This window comes from Enterobacter sp. PGRG2, from assembly GCF_030291195.1.
Lineage (GTDB): Bacteria > Pseudomonadota > Gammaproteobacteria > Enterobacterales > Enterobacteriaceae > Enterobacter_D.
The window spans coordinates 1157372-1173393 of the sequence record NZ_CP127837.1; the positions used below are offsets into that span (position 1 = coordinate 1157372).

The following is a 16022-nucleotide window of genomic DNA, read 5'->3' on the forward strand; positions in this document are numbered from 1 at the left end:
GTCTCTCAAATTTTTGCAATCAGAAGTGAAACATCTTCGGGTTGTGAGGTTAAGCGACTAAGCGTACACGGTGGATGCCCTGGCAGTCAGAGGCGATGAAGGGCGTGCTAATCTGCGATAAGCGCCGGTAAGGTGATATGAACCGTTATAACCGGCGATACCCGAATGGGGAAACCCAGTGCAATCCGTTGCACTATCATGTCATGAATACATAGTGGCATGAGGCGAACCGGGGGAACTGAAACATCTAAGTACCCCGAGGAAAAGAAATCAACCGAGATTCCCCCAGTAGCGGCGAGCGAACGGGGAGGAGCCCAGAACCTGAATCAGCATGTGTGTTAGTGGAAGCGTCTGGAAAGTCGCAGGGTACAGGGTGATACTCCCGTACACAAAAATGCATATGTTGTGAGTTCGAAGAGTAGGGCGGGACACGTGGTATCCTGTCTGAATATGGGGGGACCATCCTCCAAGGCTAAATACTCCTGACTGACCGATAGTGAACCAGTACCGTGAGGGAAAGGCGAAAAGAACCCCGGCGAGGGGAGTGAAACAGAACCTGAAACCGTGTACGTACAAGCAGTGGGAGCCTCTTTATGGGGTGACTGCGTACCTTTTGTATAATGGGTCAGCGACTTATATTCTGTAGCAAGGTTAACCGTATAGGGGAGCCGAAGGGAAACCGAGTCTTAACTGGGCGTTAAGTTGCAGGGTATAGACCCGAAACCCGGTGATCTAGCCATGGGCAGGTTGAAGGTTGGGTAACACTAACTGGAGGACCGAACCGACTAATGTTGAAAAATTAGCGGATGACTTGTGGCTGGGGGTGAAAGGCCAATCAAACCGGGAGATAGCTGGTTCTCCCCGAAAGCTATTTAGGTAGCGCCTCGTGAATTCATCTTCGGGGGTAGAGCACTGTTTCGGCTAGGGGGTCATCCCGACTTACCAACCCGATGCAAACTGCGAATACCGAAGAATGTTATCACGGGAGACACACGGCGGGTGCTAACGTCCGTCGTGAAGAGGGAAACAACCCAGACCGCCAGCTAAGGTCCCAAAGTCATGGTTAAGTGGGAAACGATGTGGGAAGGCACAGACAGCCAGGATGTTGGCTTAGAAGCAGCCATCATTTAAAGAAAGCGTAATAGCTCACTGGTCGAGTCGGCCTGCGCGGAAGATGTAACGGGGCTAAACCATGCACCGAAGCTGCGGCAGCGACACTATGTGTTGTTGGGTAGGGGAGCGTTCTGTAAGCCGTTGAAGGTGGACTGTGAGGTCTGCTGGAGGTATCAGAAGTGCGAATGCTGACATAAGTAACGATAAAGCGGGTGAAAAACCCGCTCGCCGGAAGACCAAGGGTTCCTGTCCAACGTTAATCGGGGCAGGGTGAGTCGACCCCTAAGGCGAGGCCGAAAGGCGTAGTCGATGGGAAACAGGTTAATATTCCTGTACTCGGTGTTACTGCGAAGGGGGGACGGAGAAGGCTATGTTGGCCGGGCGACGGTTGTCCCGGTTTAAGCGTGTAGGTGTGTGTTCCAGGTAAATCCGGTTCACTTTAACACTGAGGCGTGACGACGAGGCACTACGGTGCTGAAGTGACAAATGCCCTGCTTCCAGGAAAAGCCTCTAAGCATCAGGTAACACAGAATCGTACCCCAAACCGACACAGGTGGTCAGGTAGAGAATACCAAGGCGCTTGAGAGAACTCGGGTGAAGGAACTAGGCAAAATGGTGCCGTAACTTCGGGAGAAGGCACGCTGGTGCGTAGGTGAAGCGACTTGCTCGCGGAGCTGAAACCAGTCGAAGATACCAGCTGGCTGCAACTGTTTATTAAAAACACAGCACTGTGCAAACACGAAAGTGGACGTATACGGTGTGACGCCTGCCCGGTGCCGGAAGGTTAATTGATGGGGTTAGCGGCAACGCGAAGCTCTTGATCGAAGCCCCGGTAAACGGCGGCCGTAACTATAACGGTCCTAAGGTAGCGAAATTCCTTGTCGGGTAAGTTCCGACCTGCACGAATGGCGTAATGATGGCCAGGCTGTCTCCACCCGAGACTCAGTGAAATTGAAATCGCTGTGAAGATGCAGTGTACCCGCGGCAAGACGGAAAGACCCCGTGAACCTTTACTATAGCTTGACACTGAACACTGGTCCTTGATGTGTAGGATAGGTGGGAGGCTTTGAAGCGTGGACGCCAGTCTGCGTGGAGCCATCCTTGAAATACCACCCTTTAATGGCTGGTGTTCTAACGTGGACCCGTAATCCGGGTTGCGGACAGTGTCTGGTGGGTAGTTTGACTGGGGCGGTCTCCTCCTAAAGCGTAACGGAGGAGCACGAAGGTTAGCTAATCCTGGTCGGACATCAGGAGGTTAGTGCAATGGCATAAGCTAGCTTGACTGCGAGCGTGACGGCGCGAGCAGGTGCGAAAGCAGGTCATAGTGATCCGGTGGTTCTGAATGGAAGGGCCATCGCTCAACGGATAAAAGGTACTCCGGGGATAACAGGCTGATACCGCCCAAGAGTTCATATCGACGGCGGTGTTTGGCACCTCGATGTCGGCTCATCACATCCTGGGGCTGAAGTAGGTCCCAAGGGTATGGCTGTTCGCCATTTAAAGTGGTACGCGAGCTGGGTTTAGAACGTCGTGAGACAGTTCGGTCCCTATCTGCCGTGGGCGCTGGAGAATTGAGGGGGGCTGCTCCTAGTACGAGAGGACCGGAGTGGACGCATCACTGGTGTTCGGGTTGTCATGCCAATGGCATTGCCCGGTAGCTAAATGCGGAAGAGATAAGTGCTGAAAGCATCTAAGCACGAAACTTGCCCCGAGATGAGTTCTCCCTGACCCTTTAAGGGTCCTGAAGGAACGTTGAAGACGACGACGTTGATAGGCCGGGTGTGTAAGCGCAGCGATGCGTTGAGCTAACCGGTACTAATGAACCGTGAGGCTTAACCTTACAACGCCGAAGATGTTTTGGCGGATTTGAGAGATTTTCAGCTGATACAGATTACTGTTTAATGCCTTAAGGCRTTAGACGAACAGAATTTGCCTGGCGGCACTAGCGCGGCGGTCCCACCTGACCCCATGCCGAACTCAGAAGTGAAACGCCGTAGCGCCGATGGTAGTGTGGGGTCTCCCCATGCGAGAGTAGGGAACTGCCAGGCATCAAACAAGCGAAAGGCCATCCTCACGGATGGCCTTTTTTCGTTGTACGCTGAAAATGAAAAGAAGAGCTCTCTCAGCCCTTCATCCAGCGCATTATAAGATCTGCTATTGCGTTAACATCATTCAGATCCAGCGTCGGCACGCTCACCTTTAAGGCAATATCGCTGGCGACGGCTATCGTGTGTTCATCCAGTGCCAGTTCACTCACATCGTGACCGGCAGCGCTGCGAAAAAGCACGATCTTTGCCACTGGCTCATGCTTAAAACCTTCCACCAGAATAATATCAAGCTTACTGCTGTCCATACGGCTGGCAAGATACGCCAGATCCAGCGCAGGATCCTCCGGCGTTTCGGTCATCAGCGCCCAGCGTTGCTGGCTGGCGACCAGCGTTTGCGCTGCGCCCGCCTTTCGCAATTCATAGCTATCCTTACCGGGTTTATCGACATCCATATTATGATGCGTATGCTTGATGATCCCCGGGCGTATCCCTCTGACACAGAGTTCAGGGATCAGCGCCTTAAGCAGCGTTGTTTTACCCGTACCGCTCCAGGCGGCAATCGCCAGCAAAGGTATCATTGATGCTCCTGTCTGCCAGCCAGATCCTCTGGCGTATTAACGTTAATAAAAGCGGATTTAATGTCGCTGCAATCCACCGCCTTTCCTCCAGCCTGGCGCAAAGCCACCATGACGCGACGTTCACCGGATGCCAGATATTCTGTCAGGAAAGGTGCGAGCTGACGGTGCATCAAAGTAATAGCCGGATGATCGCGCTCGCCATCGGACACCCATGCGGCAGGCGCGCCATTAAGACCGGCCCGCAGCCGCGCCGCCAGATCCACGGGAATTGCAGGCGTATCACACGGGCAAAACAGGAACCACTCGCTGTTTACCTGCTGCATAACTGCCAGCATGCCCGCCAGCGGGCCAGGAAAACCGGCCAGAGAGTCCTGAATAACCGGATAGCCGCTCGCCTGATATACGGCCAGATTTCTGTTGGCGCTGATAACCACCGCGTCCACCTGCGCGGCCAGCTTTTCAGCGACGTGCCGCCATAATGGCTGACCGTTAAGCTCCAGTAAGCCTTTATCTTTTCCACCCATGCGCGTGGCTTTACCGCCAGCCAGCACAACGCCGGTGATGGCTCCAGACTGATACACTAATATCGCCTCTTTTATTGTGGGTTTGACCCTGCTAACGTGTCTCTATCAAAATAAGGAGCACTGAGCATGAAATGTAAACGCCTGAACGAAGTCATCGAACTCCTCCAGCCTGCCTGGCAAAAAGAGCCGGAACTTAACCTGATGCAATTTTTGCAGAAACTGGCGCAGGAGTCAGGTTATGAAGGCGAACTGGCAGACCTTTCTGATGATATTCTGATCTATCACCTGAAAATGCGTGACTCCGCGAAAGATGCGGCGATCCCGGGTATTCAGAAAGACTACGAAGAGGATTTTAAAACCGCCCTGCTGCGCGCCCGTGGCGTAATTAAAGAGTAAAAGCTTGTAAGCGGCGCCACCGAAATGGCCACAAAATGATATTCTGAGTCATTCGCAGTAATTTCCGGAACTTGGGATGACCGACAACGCTTTTACTTTCCAGACGCTACACCCGGATACCATCATGGATGCGCTGTTTGCGCAGGGGATCCGGGTTGATTCTGGTCTCACCCCGCTTAACAGTTATGAAAACCGTGTCTATCAGTTCCAGGATGAAGACCGTCGGCGCTATGTGGTCAAATTCTATCGTCCTCAACGCTGGTCAGCGGATCAGATCCGCGAAGAGCATCAGTTTGCAGAAGAGTTGTTGAGCGATGAGGTTCCTGTTGCCGCCCCCCTTTCGTTTAACGACCAGACGCTGCTCACCCATCAGGGTTTTTACTACGCCGTTTTTCCCAGTCTCGGTGGCCGTCAGTTTGAATCCGACAGCCTTGATCAAATGGAGTGGGTTGGCCGCTATCTGGGGCGTCTGCACCAGACCGGGCGCAAAACCTGTTTCGCCTTCCGTCCGGATATCGGCATTAATGAATACCTGCTTGAGCCCCGCGCCGTTTTTGAAAACGCCGCGCTGATCCCGTCCGGGCTTAAAGACGCTTTTCTGCGCGCCACTGATACTCTGATCAACGAAGTCACAGGGCAATGGCATAACCGCTTTACCCGGCTGCGTCTGCATGGCGATTGTCACGCAGGCAATATCCTGTGGCGGGACGGCCCGCTGTTTGTCGATTTAGATGATGCGCGCAACGGCCCGGCCATTCAGGATCTCTGGATGCTGCTTAACGGCGATAAAGCCGAGCAGCGCATGCAACTGGAAATGATCATTGAAGCCTATGAGGAGTTCAGTGAGTTTAATACGGACGAACTGGCTCTCATCGAACCGTTACGCGCCATGCGGCAGGTCTATTACCTGGCGTGGCTTATCAGACGCTGGGGCGATCCGGCGTTTCCCAGAAACTTTCCGTGGCTGACCGGGGAAGATTACTGGCATCAGCAAACCCTGACTTTCATTGAGCAGGTTAAGGTTCTTCGCGAGCCGCCTTTGCAATTAACACCTATGTATTAACGTCAAACATCCAGGAGAGCATTAACATGAAGAAGATTTGGCTGGCGCTGGCAGGTATGATTCTGGCATTCAGCGCTTCCGCTGCGCAGTTCACCGACGGCAAACAGTACATCACGCTTGATAAACCTGTAGCCGGAGAGCCTCAGGTTCTTGAGTTTTTCTCATTCTATTGCCCGCACTGCTACGATTTTGAACGCGTCTGGCACATCTCTGATGCCGTGAAGAAAACGCTGCCGGAAGGCACCAAAATGACCAAATACCATGTGGAATTCCTCGGCCCGCTGGGCAAGGATTTGACACAAGCATGGGCAGTGGCGATGGCGCTGGGCGTGGAAGATAAGATCACGGCCCCTATGTTCGAAGCGGTACAGAAAACCCAGACGGTGCAGAACGTTGCTGACATTCGTAAAGTGTTTGTCGATGCCGGCGTTAAGGGTGAAGATTACGATGCGGCGCTAAACAGCTTCGTCGTGAAATCGCTGGTTGCACAGCAGGAGAAAGCCGCAGCCGATCTGCAACTGCAGGGCGTACCGGCCATGTTTGTTAACGGCAAATATCAGCTTAACCCGCAGGGTATGGATACCAGCAATATGGACGTTTTTGTCCAGCAATATGCTGATACCGTCAAGCACCTCGTTTCGCTGAAATAAGTTTCGACAACGCCGGTCATCGATCGGCGTTGTGCTTTTCCTGCTGGCCCTGCGCTTCACGCCCACCCCATCCGATTTTGACGCCCGCTTACCGATCGCGCATTCAGACCAAACGCTTATATCCACATGGAGTAAATTGTCATCGATCCGCAATAACGATCGTTCTCATGCTTTTATTTAACTGAATATAAAGGATATTTTTAAAATCCCGATCGCCAGTAAAGCACAATTATCCAGTGCTATCGAAATAACTCACAAAGTTATCCACAGAATGAAGATGCGATCGATCCCGGAGATCGAGAAATCTTTTACTGCAAATTCGGCGAAAAACTGAAGTTTGCGCCGGTCTGTGGCATCCTTTAACCATAATTTAATAAACAGGCACGGACATCATGGTTCAGATCCCAGAAAACCCACTTATCCTTGTTGACGGCTCGTCTTACCTTTATCGCGCTTACCATGCGTTCCCGCCGCTGACCAACAGCGCCGGTGAACCTACCGGTGCGATGTACGGTGTGCTGAATATGCTCAGAAGCCTGATCCTTCAGTACCAGCCGACGCATGCTGCTGTGGTGTTTGATGCCAAAGGCAAGACCTTCCGCGACGAGTTATTTGAACACTACAAATCTCACCGACCGCCGATGCCGGACGATCTGCGCGCGCAGATCGAACCGCTGCATGCGATGGTAAAAGCCATGGGCCTGCCGTTAATGGCCGTGTCAGGCGTTGAAGCTGATGACGTGATCGGCACTCTGGCGCGGGAAGCCGAAAAAATGGGCCGCCCGGTGCTGATCAGTACCGGTGACAAAGATATGGCGCAGCTGGTCACGCCAGGCATCACCCTGATCAACACCATGTCGAACACCATTCTCGGTCCGGAAGAGGTGATCAGTAAATACGGCGTACCGCCGGAACTGATTATCGACTTCCTCGCCCTGATGGGCGATTCCTCGGATAACATCCCAGGCGTACCTGGCGTGGGCGAGAAAACCGCACAGGCGCTGCTACAGGGGCTGGGCGGGCTGGATGCGCTCTATGCCGAGCCGGAAAAAATTGCCAGCCTGTCGTTCCGTGGGGCGAAAACTATGGCGGCGAAGCTGGAACAAAATAAAGAAGTGGCCTACCTCTCTTATCAGTTGGCCACCATCAAAACGGATGTTGAGCTGGAGCTGACCTGCGACAAGCTTGAGGTAAAGGCACCGGCCGTTGACGAGCTGATGGCGATGTTCCGGAAGTATGAATTCAAACGCTGGACGGCCGATCTTGAAGCCGGGAAATGGTTGCAGACAAAAGCCGCTAAATCTGCGGCTCGCCCCTTTGAAGCCGCAATTGTCGTGGAAGAAGACGACGAGCCCGCTACGGTGCTCTCCTCGGATAATTACCTGACCATTCTGGACGAAGAGACATTAAAGGCCTGGATCCCGCGCCTGCAAAAAGCCCCGGTGCTGGCTTTTGATACCGAAACCGACAGCCTGGATAACGTCAGCGCCAATCTGGTGGGCCTCTCTTTTGCGGTGGAGCCTGGCGTGGCGATCTATATTCCCGTTGCCCATGACTATCTGGATGCGCCGGAACAGATCTCCCGTGAACGGGCGCTGGAATTGCTTACGCCGCTGCTGGAAGATGAAAAAGTGCTGAAGGTCGGGCAAAACCTGAAGTTCGACCGCGGCATCCTGCAAAATTACGGTATTGAGCTGCGCGGCATCGCGTTTGACACCATGCTGGAGTCATACATTCTGGACAGCGTGGTCGGGCGTCACGATATGGACACCCTCGCCGATCGCTGGCTCAAACATACCACCATCACCTTTGAGCAGATTGCCGGTAAAGGTAAAAACCAGCTGACCTTCAATCAGATCGATCTGGAGCAGGCGGGTCGTTACGCGGCAGAAGACGCCGACGTCACACTGCAACTGCATCTGAAAATGTGGCCAAAGCTGCAACAGCACGCCGGTCCGCTGAACATTTTCAACAATATCGAGATGCCGCTGGTGCCGGTGCTATCACGCATTGAGCGCAACGGCGTTAAAATCGATCCGGCGGTGCTGCACAAGCACTCCGGCGAAATCACGCTGCGCCTGGCAGAACTGGAAAAAATTGCCCACGACATCGCAGGCGAGCCGTTTAACCTGGCATCAACCAAGCAGTTGCAGACCATCCTGTTCGAAAAACAGGGCATTAAACCGCTGAAGAAAACGCCGGGCGGCGCGCCGTCCACCTCCGAAGAGGTGCTGGAAGAGCTGGCGCTGGACTATCCACTGCCGAAAATCATTCTTGAGCATCGCGGCTTGTCGAAGCTGAAATCGACCTACACCGACAAGCTGCCGCTGATGATCAATCCCAAAACCGGCCGCGTACACACTTCTTATCATCAGGCGGTGACCGCGACAGGCAGGCTGTCATCCACCGATCCCAACCTGCAGAACATCCCGGTGCGCAATGAGGAAGGGCGACGTATCCGCCAGGCGTTTATCGCCCCGGAAGATTACGTGATTGTCTCTGCGGACTACTCGCAAATCGAACTGCGCATCATGGCGCATCTGTCGCGCGATAAAGGCCTGCTGTCCGCCTTTGCGGAAGGAAAAGATATTCACCGCGCCACGGCGGCAGAAGTGTTCGGCATGCCGCTGGAAAGCGTATCCAATGAACAGCGCCGCAGCGCCAAAGCCATTAACTTCGGGTTGATCTACGGGATGAGCGCCTTTGGCTTGTCGCGCCAGCTCAATATCCCGCGCCGCGAGTCGCAAAAGTATATGGACCTCTATTTTGAGCGCTACCCGGGCGTGCAGGAATATATGGAACGTACCCGCGCGCAGGCTAAAGAGCAGGGCTACGTGGAAACGCTTGACGGCCGTCGCCTCTATTTGCCGGACATCAAATCCAGCAACGGCGCACGTCGTGCCGGGGCGGAACGCGCAGCGATCAACGCCCCTATGCAGGGCACCGCAGCTGACATTATTAAGCGCGCGATGATTGCCGTTGACCAGTGGTTAGAAACGGAAAAACCGCGTGTGCGGATGATTATGCAGGTTCACGATGAACTGGTGTTCGAAGTGCATAAAGATGACGTCGAAGCGGTATCTAAAAAGATCCATGAACTGATGGAAAACAGCACCAGGCTGGACGTGCCGTTGCTGGTGGAAGTCGGGAGCGGTGAAAACTGGGATCAGGCGCACTAAGGGTTCAATGAATAACGCGGTGTTTATGTAAGTAAGCAACATAACGCCGCACGTTTTGTGACAATCATTAGAATTCGCTATGTAAAGAATGAAAAAAAATTACAAAAAGCACTTTGTGTCCGTCTGAAAAAAGAGTAGAGTTAAAGACGTAGGGTACAGAGGTAAGATGTTCTATCTTTCAGACCTTTTACTTCACGTAATCGGATTTGGCTGAATATTTTAGCCGCCCCAGTCAGTAATGACTGGGGCGTTTTTTATTGCGCAAAGCGGTAAAAAACACAGCGCAGCGGCCTGCCGCGCCCGTTCTTATTCTGCGCTTTCTTCTGCCGTCGGTACGCCGTTAAACCAGGTATCCAGCTTTTCACTCAGCTTATCAACGCCAATCTTTTTCAGAGAAGAGAAGGCTTCTACCTGCACATCGCCGTTAAAGGCCAGTACCGCGTCACGCACCATCTTCACCTGCGCTTTACGCGCGCCGCTCGCCAGTTTGTCGGCTTTGGTCAGCAATACCAGCACCTGAATATCACTTTCCACGGCCCACAGGATCATTTGCTGATCAAGATCCTTCAGCGGATGGCGAATATCCATCAGGATGACCACACCCTGCAAACACTGGCGTTTTTCCAGGTATTCGCCCAGCGCGCGCTGCCATTTGATTTTCATCTCTTCCGGCACTTCGGCGTAGCCATAGCCTGGTAAGTCGACCAGGCGCTTGCCATCGGCAACTTCAAAGAGGTTGATAAGCTGGGTGCGCCCCGGGGTTTTGGACGTACGCGCCAGGCTCTTCTGGTTAGTCAGGGTATTCAGCGCGCTTGATTTGCCTGCGTTGGAACGGCCCGCAAAGGCCACTTCAATTCCGGAATCGGCGGGCAAGTGGCGAATATCAGGCGCACTGATCACAAAATGCGTCTGATGATAATTCAATTTAGTCAAAGCGGTCGTCTCCATAAATAAAGCTTTGGGGGATTATACCTGAACGCCGGGAAAAGGCTGGTTTTCTCGCCATCGGCTCAAAATAGCCATTCGTTTTGTAAGACATTAGCCACGGCTTTTATGGGACATTTAAGAATAGTTGCAGGGTGACCTTTGTCTAACCTATTGTTAATTAAAGACCTGCCAGTATGGAATTTTCCTAAAGCATGGCGTAACGCGTGTTACATACTTGTGAGTTTTCGTCAAAAAGGTAAAGTAGTGTGCAAAGGCGAGGACGCCACAGGATGCAGACTTAAGGATAAGGGGTCTGGAGCGCCAGGAGGCGAAGACCGGGATTTTAAGGGATGATAAACGTCTGGAGACGTTTTTACAGGGACAGGGATTTAATCAGGGACGGTTTACCGCTAAAGGACAGACAGGGCAGGTTGCAAGCAAACACGGATGGTTCAGCCCGTTTCGGGTGGTGGGACAAGAAAAAAGGCGACAGTTTACTCTGTCGCCTTTTTTCTTTGCTTGCTTTCTGCTAGATTCCGCCGCAATTCTATACTGAATAAAAACGGCTCAAGACCAAACATTATGAATAAACCTTCGTCGGCTCCGCGTGGCAATGGCCCCGCAAAAACGCGTCGTAAAACCCGCGATGAAATCAACCAGGAATCTCGCGATCGCAAGCGCCAGAAGAAACACAGCGGCAATGCGGCGGGCAGCCGTGCGTCAGGCGGCGACAGCGCCTCCGGCTCCCGCGGTCAGAACAAGCAGAAAGATCCCCGTATTGGCAGTAAAACCCCGGTACCGTTAGGCGTCAGCAAAACCGCCGCCCCGGTAGCGCGTCAGCAAAAACCTAAGAGCGAGAAACCTATGCTTTCACCGCAGGCTGAACTGGATATGCTGGAAACGGATGAGCGCCTGGATGCGCTGCTGGAACGTCTTGAAGATGGCGAAACCCTGAGCAGTGAAGATCAGGCATGGGTGGATGCTAAGCTGGACAGAATTGATGAGCTGATGCAGCAGCTGGGTCTTTCTTACGACGATGAAGACGACGAAGAAGAGGAAGACAAAAAAGAAGATATGATGCGCCTGCTTAAGGGTGGCAACTAACGGTTACTGCATGGGCTTACCCGTCCTGCTAATAACCCTTCCGGTTATATGTTATCTGGCGTGGTTATTCGTTAAACTACGACGGTTGTCGCAGCAGCAAAAAAGGCTGCGCAACCGGCTGATGACCCGCCAGGGGATCAGTCCAGGCCGCCGGACTCGCCGACGGCATTACCGGAAGGAGTAAGCATGTCTTCGCAGTTAATCGACTGGGATCTGGCCCTGATCCAGAAATATAACTATTCCGGGCCGCGTTATACGTCATACCCGACCGCGCTGGAGTTTGCCGAATCTTACGGCGAACCGCAGTTTCTGCAGGCTGTTGCCCGTTACCCGGAGCGCCCGCTGTCGCTGTATGTGCATATTCCGTTCTGCCACAAGCTCTGCTACTTCTGTGGCTGCAATAAAATCGTCACCCGCCAGCAGCATAAAGCCGATCAATATCTTGATGCGCTGGAGCAGGAGATCCTGCACCGCGCGCCGCTGTTCGCCGGCCGTCAGGTCAGCCAGCTGCACTGGGGCGGCGGGACGCCAACCTATCTTAATAAAGCCCAGATCAGCCGCCTGATGCAGATTTTGCGTTCGCAGTTCAGTTTTAATGCGGATGCGGAAATCTCGATTGAAGTTGATCCACGGGAAATCGAACTTGATGTGCTCGACCACCTGCGCCACGAAGGCTTTAACCGCCTGAGCATGGGCGTGCAGGACTTCAACAAAGAAGTGCAGCGCCTGGTGAACCGTGAGCAGGATGAAGAATTTATCTTTGCGCTGATCAAACGCGCGCGCGACATCGGCTTTACCTCGACCAATATCGATCTGATTTATGGCCTGCCGAAGCAGACGCCGGAAAGCTTTGCCTTCACGCTCAAACGCGTGGCGGAGCTCAGCCCGGATCGCCTGAGCGTGTTCAACTACGCGCATTTACCGTCTCTCTTTGCCGCCCAGCGTAAAATCAAAGATGCCGATCTGCCGACCGCGCAGCAGAAACTGGATATTCTGCAGGAGACGATTTCCTCGCTGATGGATTCAGGCTATCAATTTATTGGTATGGATCACTTTGCCCGCCCGGATGACGAGCTGGCCGTGGCCCAGCGTGAAGGCGTGCTGCACCGCAACTTCCAGGGGTACACCACCCAGGGCGATACCGATCTGCTTGGCTTTGGCGTCTCGGCCATCAGCATGATTGGCGACAGCTACGCGCAGAACCAGAAAGAGCTGAAACGCTATTATCAACAGGTGGATGAGACCGGCAATGCCCTGTGGCGTGGCATCGCGCTCACCCGCGACGACTGTATCCGCCGCGATGTCATCAAAGCGCTGATCTGCAATTTCCGCCTGGAATACGCCGCGGTCGAACGCGCATGGAATGTGGATTTCCAGGACTATTTTGCTGAGGATTTAAAACTGCTTGCGCCGCTGGCGAAAGACGGGCTGGTGGAGGTGGATGAGAAGGGTATTCAGGTGACGCCAAAAGGCCGTCTGTTGATCCGCAACATCTGCATGTGCTTCGATGCTTATCTGCGCCAGAAAGCGCGGATGCAGCAGTTCTCGCGCGTCATATAAGCGTATCCCCTCGCCAGGAGGGGATATGATTTAACTGAACAGCCCGACCAGCGCCGCGCACAGGACAGCCGCGATTGCCGTATGGGGCGTCTGGCTGGCTGCAGTGGCGACGTCTGCGCCGCTCGATACAAAATGAATTAATGACTCCAGCATGATCTCTCTCCCGCGTGAACGCGCCTGATCATACTCAACTCATCGGAACAGTAAAGCTCAAAATAGCAGCAATTTGCGGCTATGAATCCATCTTTACATTCATCCCGAAAATCATTCCATTCCCAGCTCTTTCAGCTTGCGCGTCAGGGTATTACGGCCCCAGCCGAGCAGGCGGGCGGCTTCCTGTTTATGCCCCTGCGTATGGCGTAACGCCGTGGTAAGCAGCGTACGCTCCATCTCCGGCTGCGCTTCCGAAAGCAGGTTTTGATGACCGGAACGCAGCGCGCGATCGGCCCATTGCGCCAGCAGCGTCGCCCAGTTATCGGGCAGCGTTTGCGACGGGCTGTCCGGGATAGTGGTTTCGAACAGCTCGCCCGGCAGATCCTGAATCAGCACTTCCTGACCGGCCGCCATCACCGTCAGCCAGCGGCAGGTGTTTTCTAACTGCCGTACGTTACCCGGCCAGGCCACGCGCGTCAGCGCCGCTTCCGTTTCCGGGTGCAGTTGCTTGGCTTCCACGCCCAGTTCGCGGGCGGCGACCTGTAAGAAATGGCGCGCCAGACGCGGAATATCTTCCCGGCGCTCGCGCAGCGGCGGCAGATGCACGCGGATCACGTTCAGGCGATGGAATAAATCCTCACGGAATTTCCCCTCCTGCACGCGCAGCTCCAGATTCTGGTGCGTGGCGGCAATAATACGCACGTCCACTTTTACCGGCGCAAAGCCGCCGACGCGGTAAAACTGTCCGTCCGCCAGCACGCGCAGTAAGCGGGTCTGCACATCCAGCGGCATATCGCCGATCTCATCAAGGAATAATGTGCCGCCATCGGCCTGTTCAAAGCGCCCCTGACGGATCGTATTCGCCCCGGTAAAGGCCCCCTTTTCATGACCGAAGAGTTCAGATTCAATCAAATCCTTGGGGATGGCCGCCATATTGAGCGCGATAAACGGCGCTTTCACGCGCGGGCTGTGGCGATGCAGGGCATGCGCCACCAGCTCTTTACCTGTCCCGGACTCGCCGTTAATCAGCACGCTGATGGATGAGCGCGACAGACGGCCGATAATGCGGAACACATCCTGCATCGCCGGGGCTTCGCCAATAATATCCGTCGTTGGGCCAAATACCTGCACGTTGCGCGGCTGCTGCTGTTCCTGATAATGGCTGATCGCACGTTCAACCAGCGCAACGGCCTCATCAATATCAAAGGGTTTCGGCAGATAATCAAAGGCCCCTTGCTGATAGGCGCTGACCGCCGCATCCAGATCGGAGTGTGCCGTCATTATGATGACCGGAAGCATTGGATGTCGTTGTTTGATCTGTTTAAGCAGGGCGAGGCCATCCATCCCTGGCATACGAATATCCGACAACAGAACATCCGGGGTTTTGGTGGTCAGCGCGTCAAGCACCTCGTTGCCACTTTCAAAGGTCGTACAACTCAAGCCAGCCCCGGTGAGCGCGCGTTCCAGCACCCAGCGGATGGAGCTATCGTCATCAACGATCCAGACTATCCCTCGCTGCATAAATACCTCTACTTCCGAATAGGCAGGAACACCGAGAATTCGGTATGTCCTGGCCAACTGGTGAATTCAATTTTGCCGGAGTGCTGATCGATTAAATTGCGGGCAATGGACAGCCCAAGCCCGGTACCGCCTTCGCGACCGCTGACCATCGGATAAAACAGCGTGTCCTGCAAATGCGACGGGATACCCGGCCCGTTATCTTCAATATCAATGCGTGCGGCGAGGCGATAGCGCACGCCGTGCAGCGTCAGCTGGAAGGCCGTGCGGGTACGCAGCACAATCTCGCCGCCCTCCGGGCCAAGCGCCTGCAGAGCATTGCGCACAATATTCAGTAAAACCTGTTCGATCTGGTCGGGATCGTGCGGTAATTCGGGCAGGCTGGGATCGTAATCGCGCACCAGGGTGACGTTTTCCGGCAGCTCCATCGATACCAGCTTTACCACGCGCTCCGCCACCTTATGAATACTTTCCGTGACGTGCATTCCCGGCTGCTGCGGGCCTAACAGACGGTCCACCAGATTTCGCAGCCGGTCAGCCTGTTCAATAATGACTTTGGTGTATTCCATCAGCGCCGGGTCGGGCAGCGCTTTGCTGAGCAACTGCGCCGCGCCGCGCAAACCGCCGAGCGGATTTTTAATTTCATGGGCCAGGCCACGCACCAGGTCGCGGGCGGCGATCTGCTGAGCGTGCTGTAACTGCTCCTGACTCAGGCGGCGCTGATTATCCATGGGCGCCATCTCCAGCAGGATCAGGCCCTCCGGCAGACGTTGCGCGGTCAGGGAAAGAATATGTGAACGGCCATCGATCACCAGCGTCACTTCGTTATCGGTAAAGCCTTGTCCGGCCTGCAAACTTTCCTGCATCAGGCCAATATTCAGCGAAAAATAACTCAGTAGTTCGGGTAACGGTGTGCCAAACAGCTTGCGTGAACTTTGGGCCAGCAACTGTTGCGCCGCCGGGTTCGCATAGTGAATTGCCAGGTCATCATCAACCAGCAAAATACTGTTGATCAGAGAATTGAGGATCTGCCCAGCATCGGGCACCACGCCTGTTGCCATTCAGCAGTCTCCTTAGTGTGCACCAATACAGTGCATTATAAGTGTAAGTCGGTGAACTATTCGTAAATATGTGCCTGGCGTGGAGAAAAAAGCCCATCCTGAGATGGGCTAAAGTTCCACGGCAACAAAAAACCTCAGGCGTCTGTCT

At 54.1% G+C, this 16022-nt stretch carries 12 protein-coding genes and 2 rRNA genes; 8 read left to right on the forward strand and 6 right to left on the reverse strand.

The genetic code is table 11. From position 1 onward, the window contains the following. Positions 1–47 precede the first annotated feature (47 nt). Together QRD42_RS04975 and rrf are read left to right on the forward strand one after the other, a co-directional pair. Positions 48–2953, forward strand: a 23S ribosomal RNA gene (locus QRD42_RS04975). 92 nt (positions 2954–3045) lie between these two features. Beyond that, positions 3046–3161, forward strand: a 5S ribosomal RNA gene (gene rrf, locus QRD42_RS04980). A 74-nt stretch (positions 3162–3235) separates the two neighbouring features. On the opposite strand, the gene mobB is transcribed toward rrf, so the two are convergent. Together mobB and mobA are read right to left on the reverse strand one after the other, a co-directional pair. Continuing rightward, positions 3236–3739 (reverse strand): molybdopterin-guanine dinucleotide biosynthesis protein MobB, encoded by a 504-nt coding sequence (gene mobB, locus QRD42_RS04985; RefSeq protein ID WP_321988309.1) that lies wholly within the window; start codon positions 3737–3739, stop codon positions 3236–3238. Then, positions 3736–4320 (reverse strand): molybdenum cofactor guanylyltransferase MobA, encoded by a 585-nt coding sequence (gene mobA / locus QRD42_RS04990; RefSeq protein ID WP_072571418.1) that lies wholly within the window; start codon positions 4318–4320, stop codon positions 3736–3738. Before mobA ends, mobB begins: the two co-directional genes overlap by 4 nt. 69 nt (positions 4321–4389) lie before the next feature. Here mobA and QRD42_RS04995 point away from each other — a divergent pair, with 69 nt between their 5' ends. The 4 genes from QRD42_RS04995 to polA all read left to right on the forward strand — a co-directional run bounded on the left by QRD42_RS04995 (position 4390) and on the right by polA (position 9551). After that, positions 4390–4659, forward strand: a complete 270-nt coding sequence (locus tag QRD42_RS04995) for a YihD family protein (protein ID WP_023479302.1) — start codon at positions 4390–4392, stop codon at positions 4657–4659. 76 nt (positions 4660–4735) lie between these two features. After that, positions 4736–5722: a serine/threonine protein kinase gene (locus QRD42_RS05000; RefSeq protein WP_318364320.1), complete on the forward strand. Its 987-nt coding sequence runs from the start codon at positions 4736–4738 to the stop codon at positions 5720–5722. 26 nt (positions 5723–5748) lie between these two features. Next, the gene (gene dsbA / locus QRD42_RS05005) at positions 5749–6372 is read left to right on the forward strand and encodes a thiol:disulfide interchange protein DsbA (protein ID WP_072571416.1); all 624 of its coding nucleotides are present in this window, start codon (positions 5749–5751) and stop codon (positions 6370–6372) included. A 392-nt stretch (positions 6373–6764) separates the two neighbouring features. Further along, complete coding sequence (polA, locus tag QRD42_RS05010; protein WP_321988310.1) at positions 6765–9551, forward strand: DNA polymerase I; 2787 nt, start codon at positions 6765–6767, stop codon at positions 9549–9551. Between the two features lie 306 nt (positions 9552–9857). Here polA and yihA read toward each other — a convergent pair whose 3' ends face one another. Beyond that, positions 9858–10484 (reverse strand): ribosome biogenesis GTP-binding protein YihA/YsxC, encoded by a 627-nt coding sequence (gene yihA, locus QRD42_RS05015; RefSeq protein WP_321988311.1) that lies wholly within the window; start codon positions 10482–10484, stop codon positions 9858–9860. Between the two features lie 576 nt (positions 10485–11060). On the opposite strand from yihA, the gene yihI reads away from it, so the two are divergent. Both yihI and hemN read left to right on the forward strand, forming a co-directional pair. After that, complete coding sequence (yihI, locus tag QRD42_RS05020) at positions 11061–11582, forward strand: Der GTPase-activating protein YihI (protein ID WP_072571413.1); 522 nt, start codon at positions 11061–11063, stop codon at positions 11580–11582. 186 nt (positions 11583–11768) lie between these two features. After that, entirely contained in the window at positions 11769–13142 is a 1374-nt protein-coding gene (hemN, locus tag QRD42_RS05025; RefSeq protein WP_321988312.1) for an oxygen-independent coproporphyrinogen III oxidase, read from the forward strand. 30 nt (positions 13143–13172) lie between these two features. Here hemN and QRD42_RS05030 read toward each other — a convergent pair whose 3' ends face one another. From QRD42_RS05030 to glnL, 3 genes are all read right to left on the reverse strand, one after another. Further along, positions 13173–13295 (reverse strand): YshB family small membrane protein, encoded by a 123-nt coding sequence (locus QRD42_RS05030; protein ID WP_158684879.1) that lies wholly within the window; start codon positions 13293–13295, stop codon positions 13173–13175. Between the two features lie 111 nt (positions 13296–13406). Beyond that, complete coding sequence (gene glnG, locus QRD42_RS05035; RefSeq protein WP_072571411.1) at positions 13407–14816, reverse strand: nitrogen regulation protein NR(I); 1410 nt, start codon at positions 14814–14816, stop codon at positions 13407–13409. Between the two features lie 8 nt (positions 14817–14824). Next, positions 14825–15874 carry a nitrogen regulation protein NR(II) gene (glnL, locus tag QRD42_RS05040; RefSeq protein WP_072571410.1) on the reverse strand — a complete coding sequence of 350 codons (1050 nt, stop codon included), beginning with the start codon at positions 15872–15874 and terminating at the stop codon, positions 14825–14827. Positions 15875–16022 lie beyond the last annotated feature (148 nt).